This window comes from Paenibacillus sp. FSL M8-0334 (genome assembly GCF_038000405.1).
In the GTDB taxonomy this organism is placed as follows: Bacteria; Bacillota; Bacilli; order Paenibacillales; family Paenibacillaceae; genus Paenibacillus_AQ; species Paenibacillus_AQ campinasensis.
In genome coordinates this window covers 1,425,415-1,439,125 of sequence record NZ_JBBOCH010000002.1, presented here as the reverse complement: position 1 = coordinate 1,439,125, position 13,711 = coordinate 1,425,415, and the positions used below count along the sequence as shown (strand labels likewise).

Annotated in this window: 16 protein-coding genes; 3 read left to right on the top strand and 13 right to left on the bottom strand. The window is 53.0% G+C overall.

Annotated elements, in window-relative coordinates:
* Window positions 1-2: 2 nt before the first annotated feature.
* The 9 genes from MKX64_RS20785 to MKX64_RS20745 form a co-directional block, all read right to left on the bottom strand.
* Window positions 3-947 carry an AraC family transcriptional regulator gene (locus tag MKX64_RS20785; protein ID WP_095397342.1) on the bottom strand — a complete coding sequence of 315 codons (945 nt, stop codon included), beginning with the start codon at window positions 945-947 and terminating at the stop codon, window positions 3-5.
* Between the two features lie 32 nt (window positions 948-979).
* Window positions 980-1,981, bottom strand: a complete 1,002-nt coding sequence (locus MKX64_RS20780; protein ID WP_155618429.1) for a Gfo/Idh/MocA family protein — start codon at window positions 1,979-1,981, stop codon at window positions 980-982.
* A 273-nt stretch (window positions 1,982-2,254) separates the two neighbouring features.
* Entirely contained in the window at window positions 2,255-2,779 is a 525-nt protein-coding gene (locus tag MKX64_RS20775; RefSeq protein WP_341037226.1) for a YfiT family bacillithiol transferase, read from the bottom strand.
* 102 nt (window positions 2,780-2,881) lie between these two features.
* Entirely contained in the window at window positions 2,882-3,514 is a 633-nt protein-coding gene (locus tag MKX64_RS20770; RefSeq protein ID WP_095265379.1) for a DedA family protein, read from the bottom strand.
* A 39-nt stretch (window positions 3,515-3,553) separates the two neighbouring features.
* A complete protein-coding gene (locus tag MKX64_RS20765; RefSeq protein ID WP_155618430.1) occupies window positions 3,554-4,774 on the bottom strand; it encodes an MGDG synthase family glycosyltransferase in 1,221 nt (406 codons plus the stop codon).
* A 93-nt stretch (window positions 4,775-4,867) separates the two neighbouring features.
* Window positions 4,868-5,488 (bottom strand): YqaA family protein, encoded by a 621-nt coding sequence (locus MKX64_RS20760; protein ID WP_341037220.1) that lies wholly within the window; start codon window positions 5,486-5,488, stop codon window positions 4,868-4,870.
* Window positions 5,489-5,757: 269 nt separating this feature from the next.
* Complete coding sequence (locus MKX64_RS20755) at window positions 5,758-6,405, bottom strand: HAD family hydrolase (RefSeq protein ID WP_095265382.1); 648 nt, start codon at window positions 6,403-6,405, stop codon at window positions 5,758-5,760.
* A 28-nt stretch (window positions 6,406-6,433) separates the two neighbouring features.
* Complete coding sequence (locus tag MKX64_RS20750) at window positions 6,434-7,168, bottom strand: YjjG family noncanonical pyrimidine nucleotidase (protein ID WP_095265383.1); 735 nt, start codon at window positions 7,166-7,168, stop codon at window positions 6,434-6,436.
* A 113-nt stretch (window positions 7,169-7,281) separates the two neighbouring features.
* A complete protein-coding gene (locus tag MKX64_RS20745) occupies window positions 7,282-8,028 on the bottom strand; it encodes a Type 1 glutamine amidotransferase-like domain-containing protein (RefSeq protein WP_176475433.1) in 747 nt (248 codons plus the stop codon).
* A 181-nt stretch (window positions 8,029-8,209) separates the two neighbouring features.
* Between MKX64_RS20745 and MKX64_RS20740 the strand changes: the two genes are divergently transcribed.
* The 3 genes from MKX64_RS20740 to MKX64_RS20730 all read left to right on the top strand — a co-directional run bounded on the left by MKX64_RS20740 (window position 8,210) and on the right by MKX64_RS20730 (window position 10,327).
* Window positions 8,210-9,136, top strand: a complete 927-nt coding sequence (locus MKX64_RS20740; RefSeq protein ID WP_095265385.1) for a helix-turn-helix transcriptional regulator — start codon at window positions 8,210-8,212, stop codon at window positions 9,134-9,136.
* 82 nt (window positions 9,137-9,218) lie between these two features.
* Window positions 9,219-9,737 carry a DinB family protein gene (locus MKX64_RS20735; protein WP_341037812.1) on the top strand — a complete coding sequence of 173 codons (519 nt, stop codon included), beginning with the start codon at window positions 9,219-9,221 and terminating at the stop codon, window positions 9,735-9,737.
* On the top strand, window positions 9,737-10,327 hold the full coding sequence (locus tag MKX64_RS20730; RefSeq protein WP_095265424.1) for a YdeI/OmpD-associated family protein: 591 nt from the start codon (window positions 9,737-9,739) through the stop codon (window positions 10,325-10,327). The genes MKX64_RS20735 and MKX64_RS20730 overlap by 1 nt, the downstream gene beginning before the upstream one ends.
* A 203-nt stretch (window positions 10,328-10,530) precedes the next feature.
* On the opposite strand, the gene MKX64_RS20725 is transcribed toward MKX64_RS20730, so the two are convergent.
* The 4 genes from MKX64_RS20725 to MKX64_RS20710 form a co-directional block, all read right to left on the bottom strand.
* The gene (locus tag MKX64_RS20725) at window positions 10,531-11,160 is read right to left on the bottom strand and encodes a GNAT family N-acetyltransferase (RefSeq protein ID WP_095265386.1); all 630 of its coding nucleotides are present in this window, start codon (window positions 11,158-11,160) and stop codon (window positions 10,531-10,533) included.
* Window positions 11,161-11,639: 479 nt separating this feature from the next.
* Window positions 11,640-12,458, bottom strand: coding sequence for an SPL family radical SAM protein (locus MKX64_RS20720; protein ID WP_095265387.1), 819 nt, complete (start codon window positions 12,456-12,458; stop codon window positions 11,640-11,642).
* Between the two features lie 127 nt (window positions 12,459-12,585).
* On the bottom strand, window positions 12,586-13,098 hold the full coding sequence (locus MKX64_RS20715) for a methylated-DNA--[protein]-cysteine S-methyltransferase (RefSeq protein ID WP_095265388.1): 513 nt from the start codon (window positions 13,096-13,098) through the stop codon (window positions 12,586-12,588).
* A gap of 16 nt (window positions 13,099-13,114) precedes the next feature.
* Window positions 13,115-13,684: a bifunctional transcriptional activator/DNA repair enzyme AdaA gene (locus MKX64_RS20710; protein WP_095265389.1), complete on the bottom strand. Its 570-nt coding sequence runs from the start codon at window positions 13,682-13,684 to the stop codon at window positions 13,115-13,117.
* Window positions 13,685-13,711 lie beyond the last annotated feature (27 nt).

Sequence of the window (13,711 nt, the reverse complement as noted above, 5' to 3'; positions counted from 1 at the left end):
TCCTATGCTCTGGCATTCATTTTTCGGTAGGTGGACGGTGTGAATCCATACCGCTTGCGGAAGACCGTATGCAAATAGCTTCCACTTGAAAAGCCTTCATGCAGCGCAATCTTGTCAATCGGCCAGTTCGTCTCCACAAGTCGGCGGCATACGGCTTCAAGGCGCACATTCTCCAGCACTTCGCTGAAGGAATGGCCCCCGGCCTGTTCCTTAAATATTCGCTGCAGCTGTCTGGAGCTGATATGCAGCTTCTCTGCAACATCCTCAAGCACGACCTCGCCCGAAGAATTGGCATGGATATATTCCAACGCCAATTGATACCGGTATGCCTTCATATCCCGGGAAGGCAGCTCAGCCTCCATCGGCTCCGATGCATAGGCGCGCACAGCACGGAGCAGTATTTGAATGATGCAGTGCTTGATCGTGGTGTACAGACCAGCGAATTTATGCTGGGAGGCCTGATAGGCCTCAAGGAAATAGGGCATCGCCCGATGCGTATCCATCGTCGGCTTCAGCGGAAGCGAACCCAGCTGTTCCATGCAATCCTTCGCTTCGGATGCCTCCCACGGATCAACAAGCGGCAGCCCCTTCGCCTGATCCGTCTCCTGCTCGGCCAGATTAATAATGTCAACATGCAGACATAATTCTTCCATCGGTTCCTTCAGGTCCGCCTCCTGATAGTGCAAGACATTCGGACCGGTCAGGTAGAACATGCCTTCCCGCAGGGCATAGGGCTCATCCTCGATAATTACCGTGCCTTTGCCCCGGGGGATGAAATGAAATTCAAATTCGGCATGCTTATGAAACGATACGATCTTCCCTGGAGGAAAGGTCGTCAGATGAAACCGGAGGACACGGATTTCATATTGGCCCCAATGCACCCGCAAATCCAAACGCTCCAGCGCATCCTGACGCTCCTGCATTACCTCATAAGGAAAATTGTTCATGCAGTAACCATCCTTATCTAAATGAAAAGCTGTTAACCCTTTAGTTCATCCAGGCGGACATTCCGATGTCCGCTCGCGGAAAGGTTGGCGGCCTCCATCAGCTTGGTCAGCTCGACGGCATGCGCGATATTCTCTTCCGCTACTGTATTTTCTTGAATATGAGCGATCCATTGCTCAAATGCGCTCAGACGGTTGTCCGGAACCGGCAGCTCTACCCAGCTGCTGCTGTACTCCTCTTTCTCCGATGTGCGAATCAACAGCTTGCTGTCCGGCGTACCGTACAGGATAGTTCCCTTCGTACCATGAATCTCAATAGCGAACGGAGAGAAGTTGTTCACGAATCCCGCTTCGACAATACCTACCGCGCCGGATGCCGTAGTGAGCGTAGCAACCGCGTTGTCCTCTACTTCCTTACCGGTCACGTAACCGAAAGAAGCGTTCACCTCAACAGGGGACTCACCCAGGAACAGACGGGTCAGATACATCGGATGACAACCGAGATCGATCAGCGCGCCCCCGCCGCATTCCGCCAGTCCGAAGAAATGCTCCGGCAGCCATCCGGCTGTAGCGCCGTTGTGAGACAAGCGAGAGCGGACAAGCGTCACCTTGCCAAGCAGTCCTTCCTTCAGAATATCCTGAATGGCCAGTGTATAACCGTCGTTCAGTCTCGGCAGGGAAACCGTCAGCTTCACCTGGTTTTTCTGTACGGCTTCTATAATTTCATTAACCTCAGCCAGCGTCGGAGCGATCACTTTCTCTGTGAAAATATGTTTGCCTGCATTCGCAGCCTTCACCATCACTTCACGGTGCATCGATGTCGGCGCATCCACGATCACCCCGTCGATATCTTCACGGGCCAGCATTTCGTCTAGCGATTCAAAGAAAGGAACGCCCTGCTTATCCGCAGCTTCCTTGCCGCGCGCCGGGTTCTCATCCCATACCGCCACGATTTGCGCATCCGGATGTGCCTCCGCCTGCTTCGTATAATCCCATGCATGAACATGCCAATAACTAATCTTTCCGATTCTAATCATTACAGTCACCTCAGTATTCAATATTAAGACATCTTGCCCTTAATCTATCACACGAATAACTGATTTTACAGTATAACATTGCGACAGATTTATTAGATATGGCGACAATAGGATTCAGAACAAGCTAGAAAGCCTTATAGAATCAGGCATGTTACTTGGGCTTGCACAGGATAAACCAAGCCGGAAAACGGGCAAGTCCAGCCTCCGTTCCCCGGCCCTAGATTTCAGATTATGGCCTGATATGCAGGACAGACGAAATGGTAGATCCAGACTCTAAATGCCCAGCCGATTGCGAAGAGAAGCGATATGCGCGATATGATGATTGCCATGCCAGGCGTACGTGCCGGTTGTATAATCCAGCGTGACAGCTTGCTCTGTCTCCGGGTGATAGAAGGTTCGTTTGAAATCGTCGTCGGACATCGAGTGAAGCATCGTCACCCATCGCTGATGAATCCCTTCCATTAGCGCCAGGGACGTGCCGATCTCCCCGGTCCTGGAATCCGGAAGTTCAGCCCACTTCTGCTCCAGATACGGCTTAATGACCGGCTGATCCTCCGTCAGCGCCAATTTAAAACGAATGTACGCATTCATATGGCTGTCTGCCATATGATGGACAACCTGACGAACGGTCCAGCCGCCTTCCCGGTACGGGGTATCCAGCAGCTCCGGGCTCAAACCGGCGACAGTTGCCGCAAGCTTGGCCGGCGTATCCTCAATTTCGCGAATCCATATTTGCCTTTGGGATGCCGTAATCTCGCCATTCACCCGAAATGTACCAATCGGATATCTTACATCCATTGTGGACAGCTCCTTTGCACCTCTTGTTATCCATGATCTGGTGTACACGCTGTACTCTTATTCTATTATATCGCTCGCCCTTTTTGAACCATGTATCCGGTGCTATCCGCCCGCAGCCTCGGATTTTTTCTTGCGCTTCTGCTTTCGCAGCCGATTGTGCAGAAACAAGGCGACGAGCAAGAAAGCGATGGCGATAAAGAACGCCTTCAGATAAAATTCAATCAGATTCAATATGTACTGCCACTGCTCCCCGAAAATGTAACCGAGACCGAAAAAAAATGCGACCCATGACAGGACGCCCGCATATCCGTATAGCATAACCGTGCGGTATGGCACTCGGATGATCCCGATAAAGTAACCGATAAACTGCCTCACACCCGGGATAAAAAAACTGATAAGCAGCAGCTTGTTGCCGTACTTATCGTAGTAAAGCTGCGTCTTCTGGATAAGGGACGGCTTCAGGAACAGCCATTTGCCATAGCGCTCAATGAGCGGCATGCCCAGCTTATACCCTAACAAATAAGTGACCGTCAGCCCGGCGACTGCCCCGAACACGGCGCTGAGAAACGCGGGTGCAGGACCCATAATCCCTTTATAAGCCAAGAAACCGGTATAGGTTAACGTGCTGTTTCCCGGCGGGATAGGAAGTGCAATAAAATCTAGCGGGAGCCCGATCAAGAGCACCAGATAACCGTACTGCTCGAACAGACCTTCCACCACTTCGAACAAATTCATTCCGGATAAACCCCTTCTATTCAAGACCAGCTGTCTCTGTTAATGGTTCATATATTGGCTGGAATAAGCCTCCCTGTTTAACGCTTCATAGCTCGGCGCAACGGCTCCCGTCCATTGTGCGGACCGCCGGAAACTATGCTGGATCGCCAGCAACCGTCTCAATACGGACAGTGCGGATTCCTTATGTGTAAAGACTGCCGCTTTCCTCTCCATATCACCCAGCGCCCTCGGATTCATAATCAATCGGAGCAACTGCTGCTGCAGCTCTCCTTCCATCGCCTGCCGCGCTACGCCAATGCCGACCAAGTAATCGGCATTGTCCTGCTCCTGACCGGGCAGCGGCTTGAACAGCAGCATCGGGCGCTCCATCGTCAGCGCCTCCGACACGGTCAATCCGCCCGCCTTCGTCACGATCAGATCGGCTACGGCCATCAGCTCGTGCATGCGATCCACATAGCCCATAATCCGGGTCTGCGGATGCTCCCCAAGCTCCTCCTGGAGCAAATGATACAGCTTCACATTGCGCCCGCATATGATGATGAACCGGATATCAGGCGAATAGGCGCCTGAATTGATCAGCTCGGTAACCTCTTTATCGATCATGCCCTCGCCCCCGCCCATGATCAGAACGACCCGATGGCGGGAAGTCAGCCCATATTGACGGCGAAGCGCGTGCCGATTAACAGGCTGGCTGAATACGGGATGGACCGGTATGCCGGTCACCGATATTTTGGAAGGCGGGATGCCTTTGTTCAGCAGTGCCTTCTGCACCACCTCAGAGCCGACCATATAGTGATCGGTATGCGAATGAATCCAGTAGCTATGATCCGTATGATCCGTAATGACCGTCGCGGTCGGCACCGAGGTCAGCCCCATCGCTTTCAGCATCGCAACGGCCGCGGCGGCCGGCGGGAAAGTGCTTACGATCACCGCAGGCTTCACCTCTTCGAGCAAGTCGCTGATTTTGTGCAAATTAAAGGAAGAGAGGCGTCTCAGCAGCTGTATCAGTCCGCTGTCATCACGCGTCTTTTGAAACAAATAACCGTACACGGAAGGGAAGTGCTTCATCCATTGGACAAAAAAGTATTGGCCTGCCGTATGCAGCTTCGGGTGCGTCAGTTCCATATAATCGACGACTTTAACGCTGAGATGAGGGTAATTTCTTTTGGCTGACTCCACAATGGCCTTCGATGCCTGGTTATGTCCCTCTCCCAGACTTCCGGTCAATATTAAAATATCGTGCTCATTCATGGATTTCATAAATAACTCCTTATCCAACGTTATAATATTTCTTGAATTGCACCGAACCAAAATTCCACAAGCCGTCCTGAATGGCGCTTATCCCGGCACAATTTATTCGCCTGCCGAAACATCCGCACCTACGGCCGTTTCCTGCACACCCTTAGCTTCAGCTCCCGTACGTTTCTGTCTGTGCTTCTTCACCAGCCGCACCGCGAACCATATGCCCCCGATCAATACACCAAGCCCCAGCATAATGAAGGTCAGGACGTGATCGACCATATTCTCTGCTGCTCTTCCATATACGTAGAATAAACCGCCGACCGCATAAAACTTTGCCGCACGGCCGAGCGCCGCATAGGCAATCAGCTTCCACAGCGGGTATTTCAGACAGCCGGACAAAATGGTGAAAATTTTAAACGGGATCGGCGTAAACGCACCGACCAGGATCGCGGCCTCGCCATGCTTTGTAAACAGTGCGGTCGCAGAATCATGCCATTTCTTCTTCATCATCTTGCTCAGTACAAGCGTCCCCGACGCTCTGCCGATTCCATAGCCGATGGGCGTTCCGATAATACAGCCGATAAATCCGATGGTCGCCAGCCATATCGCCCGTTCCGGTGACAATGTGCTTAATGAAATCTGGGAGAACAAGGCCGGAATCGGGAAAATGATCGCATCGATCATCGCATGAATAAACAGTCCAATATCCCCTAAATTACGTAGAAAATCCATCGGTTGGCAACCCCTCTTTGGCAGTTCCTTCTGTCCTCTATTTGACCCATCCCCCACTGTTCCTCTCTTTTGTCCGTCATCACTAATGCAAGGATACCATGACATCAAGAGCATGGCTTCCGACTTCGGACGATAATCATCCTGGACTTAGGTCTAGCTGTCAACCCGCCTCATATGCATAAACGAGCAATAGAGCAATTAAGTTTGAAATTGGTTCTAACCAAAATACAGCTCGGTCTCATTCGCAGGACCAAGCTGTACATGCCTCATCATATAAAATTGAGAATAGCGCCAACCTCGCTTACCGATTTCACGATATGGTCAGCCTGGGACAAGTCCTGGTTGCCGGAATTCGGGTTGACGAACCCGATGCACGTCATCCCGGCAGCCTTCGCGGCAGCCACACCGTGACGTGCATCCTCCAGCACCATGCAGTGCTGAGGCTCTACCCCGAGCAGCTCCGCCGCCTTCAGATATACATCCGGCGCTGGCTTGCCCTTCTCCACCTCTTCTCCGCTGACAACGGCATCAAAATGATCCTGAAGGCCAAACTTGCGCAGCACAGCCTCAATAAATACCGGCGGTGACGATGACGCAATCGCGGCGGGAATTCCGTTTGCCTTCAGCGCATCCAGCAGCTCGCGAATCCCCTCGATCGGCTCCATCTCCTTGGAGGTAAGAATGCTAATTTTGTTTGATAATTGATATTCAATAATTTCCGATACCGATTGCGTCAACCGGTATTCATCCTTAATGGAAGCCCACATCTCGGGATTGGTCATGCCCACGTATTGCTCCAGCTTTTCGCGGGTAATGCTGGTCCCAAAATCATTCATCACCTGGATGTCCACCTCAAAATGCAGCGGTTCGCTGTCAATAATGACCCCGTCCATATCAAAAATAAAAGCTTTCAGCATAGTTAATCTCTCCCTCTCTCCTATGTCTCTACGCCCTGGAAGGGCTTGTATTGCCTTGCGAATGCGTCGCTCCCGCCAGAATCGGAACAAGCTCTTCCAGCCGCTGAATCTCATACGTTGGCTGAACGTCGGAATGATTCGGCTTGCGCCCGGGATTATACCAGCAAGTGTCGATACCGTACCGGCTGCCTCCCGCGATATCCGATGTCAAGGAGTCTCCTACGATCAACACCTCTTGCCGATCCGGAAACCCCAGCTTGTCAAAAGCAAAATCAAATATGGCCGGGTGCGGCTTCTGAGAACCCGCGTCTTCGGAGACGACAATGCATTCAAACGCATCGCACAGTTCGGATCTTCCGATACGGCTCAGCTGCACCTCCTTGATCCCGTTCGTAATGATTGCCATTCGCTGTCCGCCCGCTTGCAGCTGGCTGCACAATTCAGCCGCCCCGTCTATCAGAAAGGCGCCTTCGCCTAAATACTTGATATAGGCCTGGCTAAACGCTTCTGCATCGATAGCTTCCGACAACCGGTGCTCGGCCACCAGCCGCTCGAACCGCGCTGTTCGCAGCTGCTGCTGCGTGATGCTCCCCTGCTCGAATGCCTTCCACAGCTCCTGATTGATCCGTCTGTAGCTGTCTACAAGCAGCGGCGTGCATTCCAGCTTCATCTCCTGAAAAGCCGAAGTCAGCGCATGAGCCTCTGCTTTAGTATAATCAAACAATGTTTCGTCTGCGTCAAATAAAACTACGTTGTAACGCAAAGCTCCGCTCCCCCCTGCCAATTCGCTTCCCTAATCAGCTTACTATATTCCATGATATGAAAAAAGCCATTGCATTAGCCCAGGTAATGCAATAGCTTGTAGAAAGTCCGGAATTATCCGATACGTAGCAGTTCTTCAATATCGGCAAATTGCTCCTGATCCAACCGCTGCTTGTGAAGCCCGCGATCGTCTGAATATAAGCGATAGGCTCCGGCGTGCGGGGCGCTTCGGATCACCTTGAACTCGGTGCCGCGAACAACCAGAGCACAGTGATTATCCAGCCCGATGCCGATGGACGGTTCTCCTCCGCTCAGCATCCACTGATCAAACCGGCTGCGATATTCCTCTTCATTATAGTGAGGACAGAATGCGGCAGGGATAAGGCCAAGCCCTTGAAGGCACTGCCGCCCCTGCTGTTCTTGCGCATCTTCAAGGTTCATTTCAGAATCGTACGCTTCGCTAAACCAGCAGATCGCCCCAGCACTAAGGCCTGACAGCACAACCCCCGCTTCATACGCCTCTTTCAAAGCCTGGTCCACGCCATGTTCACGCCAGACGCTGAGCATCATCTTGGTGACGCCGCCCCCGACATAGACCAGGTCGGATGACATGATCTTGCTTTGCATCTCCGCAGGCGTTGTTGCGCCGTCCAGCAAGTACAAAATATCGGTCTGACAACCAAGCTGCTCACCGTACACCCGCTGAAATGCTTCAATATATCCCTGCGCTTCATAGCTGGCCGTCGGAATGAAGAGCGCCTTCGGCTCCTTTTTGCCCGCTGACTGGACAATATATTGGTCTATCGCCAATGTTTCAGACTTGTTCAGCTCTCCTCCGCCAATCGCAATCATTGTGCCCATCTTGATTGTCCTCACTTTCATAATGCAATATGTAATGTTCACCCGGGGACACGCCGAATCGATCCGAAACCGAACGCCCCCCCATAGCCATAGTATGTAGCCAGTCCCATCAACTGACAAGATAAAATCTGTTATACTGAGTTCGGCAACATCTAAAATCACGAACAGGCGGGGGATATTCATGAAATTGGAGCGTCTGATCTCCATCATCTACAAGCTGCTCAACCACGATGTTCTGTCTGCCTCCAAGCTGGCCGAGGAGTTCCAGGTTTCCCAGCGGACCATCTATCGCGATATCGATGCGATCTGTGCTGCGGGATTCCCGGTGGTGTCGTATCAGGGAACGAACGGCGGCTACGGCATGATCGACGGATATAAAATGGACCGGACCTTGCTCGGCTCCTACGATGTCAACACCCTGATCACTGTGCTCCAAGGCCTCTCCACCGTGTTCGAAGACGAACGGGTGAATGGAACGATTGAGCGGCTGCAGACGATCGGTCCGGAGCACCGGACAATGAATCTGTCCGTCGATTTCGAGAATCTCCAGACCGACCCGGAGGCACTCCGCCAATTGCGCGAGGCCATTACGGAGCGTCATGTCGTCCGGTTTGATTATATTAATGCGAACAATGAGCGCCTAACCCGTCACATCGAACCGCTCAGGCTCCACTTCAAACACCGGAACTGGTACGTTTACGGTTATTGCCGAGTGCGGCAGGATTACCGCGAATTTCGTCTATCCCGCATGCTGAACTTCACACGCACCCAGGACATATTCGAGCCACATCCCGAGATGCTGAATGAGGCTGCTGAGGCTGCTGTCTCTGAACAGCAACAACAAGATCAATGGAAAGAGGTTGTGCTCCAGGTCAAGCCGGATGCACTGGCAGAAGTGATGGATCAGTTTCGCCAAGGAGACAAGCAATTTCATCCCGATGGCAGCATGACCATCCGGATTCCGGTGCATGAGCCTCTGAAAGCACGCTGGCTGCGCAGCATTCTGCTCAGCTTCGGCAGCGGAGTCGAAGTGCTGGAGCCCACCGAGCTGCGCGGCGTCCTGAGAGAGGCGCTGCACAATACACTCAAACTTTATGAAGAAGTATGACGGTCCGTTGTCATACTTCTTTTTATATGATGGCATAGCAACGACCCATTTGATGGACAAAGAAAAGGAGACGATCACGATGATTAATCCATCCGCAGAAATGTTCGAGTATCACAGCTGGGCTAACCGCACCATTCTAGGCAGAATCCATGAGCTTCCCTCCACTGTGCTGCACCAAGAGGTGAACAGCTCATTCCCGACCATCGCCCACGTGCTTAGCCATATCTACGCGGTAGACACGATGTGGTATATGGTGTTAACAGGGACGGAGATGCCCGAGGCGCTGCAAGCCTGCATTCCTCTGAACAGTCAGGTTCTCGATTCTGTAGAGGAATATGGAATTGCTTATGATGCATTGACCGCCCAGTACCGGGAGTGGCTGCAAAGCGAGCCTGAATGGGAGCAGACGCTATTGCTAAACAATCCGTTCGCGGCCCCTCGGCATACCCACCTCTCGGAAATTATGCTGCATGTGGTCAATCACGGGACATATCACCGGGGCAATGTCTCTACCATGCTGCGGCAGCTCGGCCATGCTTCCATCCAGAACGATTATTCGCTATTCTGGTATCAGGAGAATACGCAAACCCTTCAACCATGATGAATGCTCATCCCCTCTTAACGGTAACAACGAGGGAAGCGCTGCGAGCATGGCTGCAGCAACATTGCAGAACGGAAACTTGCTGCTGGGTCCTGGTCAGCATGAAGCCAACACCGGATACGATCTTATACTTGGATGCGGTTGAGGAAGCGTTATGCTATGGATGGATCGATGGAACCAAGAAGAAAATCTCTGAAACAGCGCTGGCCCAAAGGCTGTCCCCGCGCAGCAAAAACAGCTCATGGACCGAGCTGAATAAAGAGCGGGTGCGGCGGCTGGAAAAGCTGGGACTGATGACAGACGCGGGCAGAGACGTTCTGCCTGATATGCGCCCCGAGGCTTTCACCATCGACGAGGATATCCAGCGAAGGCTGAAAGAGGACATGCAGGTGTATACAAACTTTATGGCATTTCCGGATCTGTACAAGCGAGTTCGAATCGATACGATTCAGAGTTATAAACACCAGCCGGAGCTATTCGAGCGCAGACTGGACAAGTTCATCACCAACACAAGAGACAACCGCATGTACGGACAGTGGCATGACGATGGACGACTGCTCGGGGATGAGGTTACATTGTCCACGCCGTAGTTGCTACCCTCTTCCAGCAAATCGCCCTTCATCCAAAGGCAAAACCAGGCCTCCTGCATCGCCCTAACTTCGCGCATGCCGGAGGCCGCTCCCGTTATCGGTGTATCACAATTATCCGCACAGTTGTCGGATGTATCACTACGATCCAGACCGTTCATCCATCCCCGTCCATCTCCTCATCCCGGGTGGATTACACCATCTTGTTACATCTGCCCTGCTTCAAGCTCAATGCCCTTCAGATCCCCAGTTTTCCTCCACTCCATATAAATACGTTCATTAAAGTCTCTCTGTTCTGCATGATCTTCCGCTCTTCGCTCGATCTCCTGAAAGCCCAGCTTTCGGTACAGCCGGATGGCCGTTTCGTTGCGGTCGGTGACTTCCAGCACATAGCGCCTGTAAGGAAGCTCTTCCATAACATAATGCATCAGGGACGTGGACACCCCTCTGCAGCGAGCCCGCTCTAATGTAGCCACACACTCAATATAACCGGTATCATCATCATAAGGCAGAGGGGAATTAAATTCGCCGCTCATCACGTTGTAAGCAAGCTCCCCTGTATTTATGCCAAAAGCCTCCTGCAAAGGCTGAAGCTCCACCGGCATCGCCCTCAACTTATTGCTCGAGCATCCCGCCATTCCCACAATCACGCCTGACTCCTCGGCCAGATAGAGCGCTTCCGGGGAGAATAAACGCTTAAAGGCCGATTTCAAGATTGAACGATCCCGGGTAAAGTACGACAATTCGTTGTAGTAACCGTCCACAAATACCTCGGCCACCTCATCCCGCACATCCCGTTCCGCGTCAGCCATGCGGATGATTCGCAGTCCTTTCATACGCTTCACATTCCTTCCTAAAGACATTCATCGCTGTTCACGCATTCGATGGTTTGCGGCGGAGTAACGTTCCTGCTCCGCTGATGCCTATCGCTTCCTCTCCATCGGCATGCTAGCTTCTCCTCCCCATCATAACGCGGATGATGGCAGTGCAAACACCTTCCGGGGATCCAGTTCGTGCTCCGCCCTGAGACTGAATTGCTGCCGTCTCGTCCGACGTCCGGGCGTTGTGACGCCGAGAATCGGTCCACCACAATATAAGATCAACGCCCCGCTCTCTCCTGCTCAAGGCAGAAAGGATCGGGGCGTTGATCGCCACATCACGTGTCAAGCAACATGATCGGTACGTATAACTGTTTTTCACACAACCGTCTGTCATAGCTTCCGCCCCATCTCGAATTTGAGCAGAATGGAGTCACACCGTTTCACTTTCACAGCTTCCATCCTCCATGGTTCATGCCGCCTACAATAGGTTTCGCTTACGGCTCAAACCCCTTCTGGCTCACCCATAATTGCGATGCCGGAAAAACCTCGCTAAACCGCTTATAGACACGCTCATATGCGGAGGGGTGATACCAGTCTTCCAGGCCAAGCTTGTCATACAGCGGCTTGATCGGCAGCTTCTGCGTACGCTTGCCGCCACTGCCGTCACCCATATAATAATCGTCAATGCACACCCGGTTGACCAAGGGGCGCAGCAGCTCCGGGAAAGCTTCCGAACTCGGCAGCACGGGGGCAATGGCTGCCTGGGTAGGCACCCCCGCTTCCTTCAACAGCTCCAGCGTCTTGATCCGTGCCTGAATCGGCGGCGCCGAAGGCGTGAAATGCTTGCGGATGTCATCGCGATCCGTCTCCACCGTCATGCTCACCCTGACGCGATCCTTCAGCGCCTTCAGCAGCTCAATGTCGCGCCGAACGAGCGGGCTTCGCGTCTGTACGAGCAGAAAGTCAGGCGGTTCCTCGACCATGACCTCCAGCAACCCGCGCGTCACACACGCCGTCGCCTCGATCGGCTGATACGGATCCGTGCTGGAAGACATGAAAATCGTGACCGGCCCTTTCGCCTTGGCTCGTTTCAATTCCTTGCGAAGCAGCGGTGCTGCTTCAAGCTTCACGTCCACCCACTGGCCCCATTCCTGCGCACGAAACAGCGAGACCGGCATTTGCCTGACATAGCAGTAGGAGCAGGCATAACTGCAGCCCGTGTAAGGATTCAAGGTGTGGCTGTAGCCGTTCAGAAATCCGGTGCCTTTATTCAGCAATGTCTTCGGCGTCTTGTATGCTGTTTCCAATTCCATGAGCCCCTCCTCCTTCCTCAGCTGTGCTGCCTATGTTCTGCTCGCGCCTGTCCATACGACACCACTGCACTGCGCATTATCCCAGCGCGGTGTTTCCCCGCATGGGTAGCGGCTGATCGACCACAGATCAGCGCGTCTCAAGCGCCAGCAGGCGCCCCTTCATCTCCAGCCCGCCGCGATACCCGGTCAGCGCGCCGTTCTTGCCGATGACCCGGTGGCAAGGAATCCGGATCAGCAGCGGGTTAGCCCCGATGGCTGCTGCCACGGCCCTTACGGCACTCGGCCTGCCGATATCATTCGCAATCTCGATATAAGTTAGCGTCCGGCCGTAAGGAATGTCGTTCAGCGCATGCCACACCTCCGTCTGAAACGGCGTGCCCTTGCAGTCCACAGCCGCCTCAAACCGAAGCCGGTTCCCTTGAAAGTATTCGATCAATTCCATCGTGTACGGTTCCAGCTTCGAATCATTTTGCTGTAATGTCCGCCCCGGGAAGCGAGCCGCCAACCATGCCCTCATTTCCTCATAGGGGCTGTCCTGGGATCCAATATAACAGAGGCCCTTGCCTGTCGCTGCGAGGTAAATCCTCCAGTCGTCATGGACCAGCCGGGTCCAGAATACATCATCATCGTTAGCAGGCATTCCAAACGCCCCCTTTTCAAGTTCCGGAATTGTCATGTAATTTGCGATAGCTGGACGGGGTCAGCCCCGTCTTCTTCTTAAACAGGGTGATGAAATAGGCCGAATTTTCAAGACCCACCTCACGTCCGATTTCCGCCACCGTTTTGCCGGAGTCTGCCAGCAGCTGCCTCGCCCTATCCATGCGGACATCCTGTATATATTCCAGCGGGGTCCGCCCTTGAATCCGTTTGAACGTCCGGTGCAAATGATACGGGCTTCCATGGCTGACAGTCGCCAGCACATCCAGGGTCAACGCCTCGTGACAATGGCGGTGAATATAATCGGTGATCCGCTGAATCCATTCCTGGTCCGGGGAATGCACATCGGCCGGCTTGCAGCGCTTGCATGGTCGGAAGTTCCCATCGATCGCTTCCGTACAAGTCGCAAAGATTCGCACATGCTCTCTTTTGGGCGGTCTGGACTTGCAGGATGGTCTGCAAAATATGCCGGTCGACTGAACCGCATAAAAAAATTGCCCGTCATAGTCCGAGTCGCATCGGATGATCGCGTTCCACTGCTCCTCTGCCGGTCTTGATCCGGTCGCCATATCGCTCACCTCCGGTACCATTATACC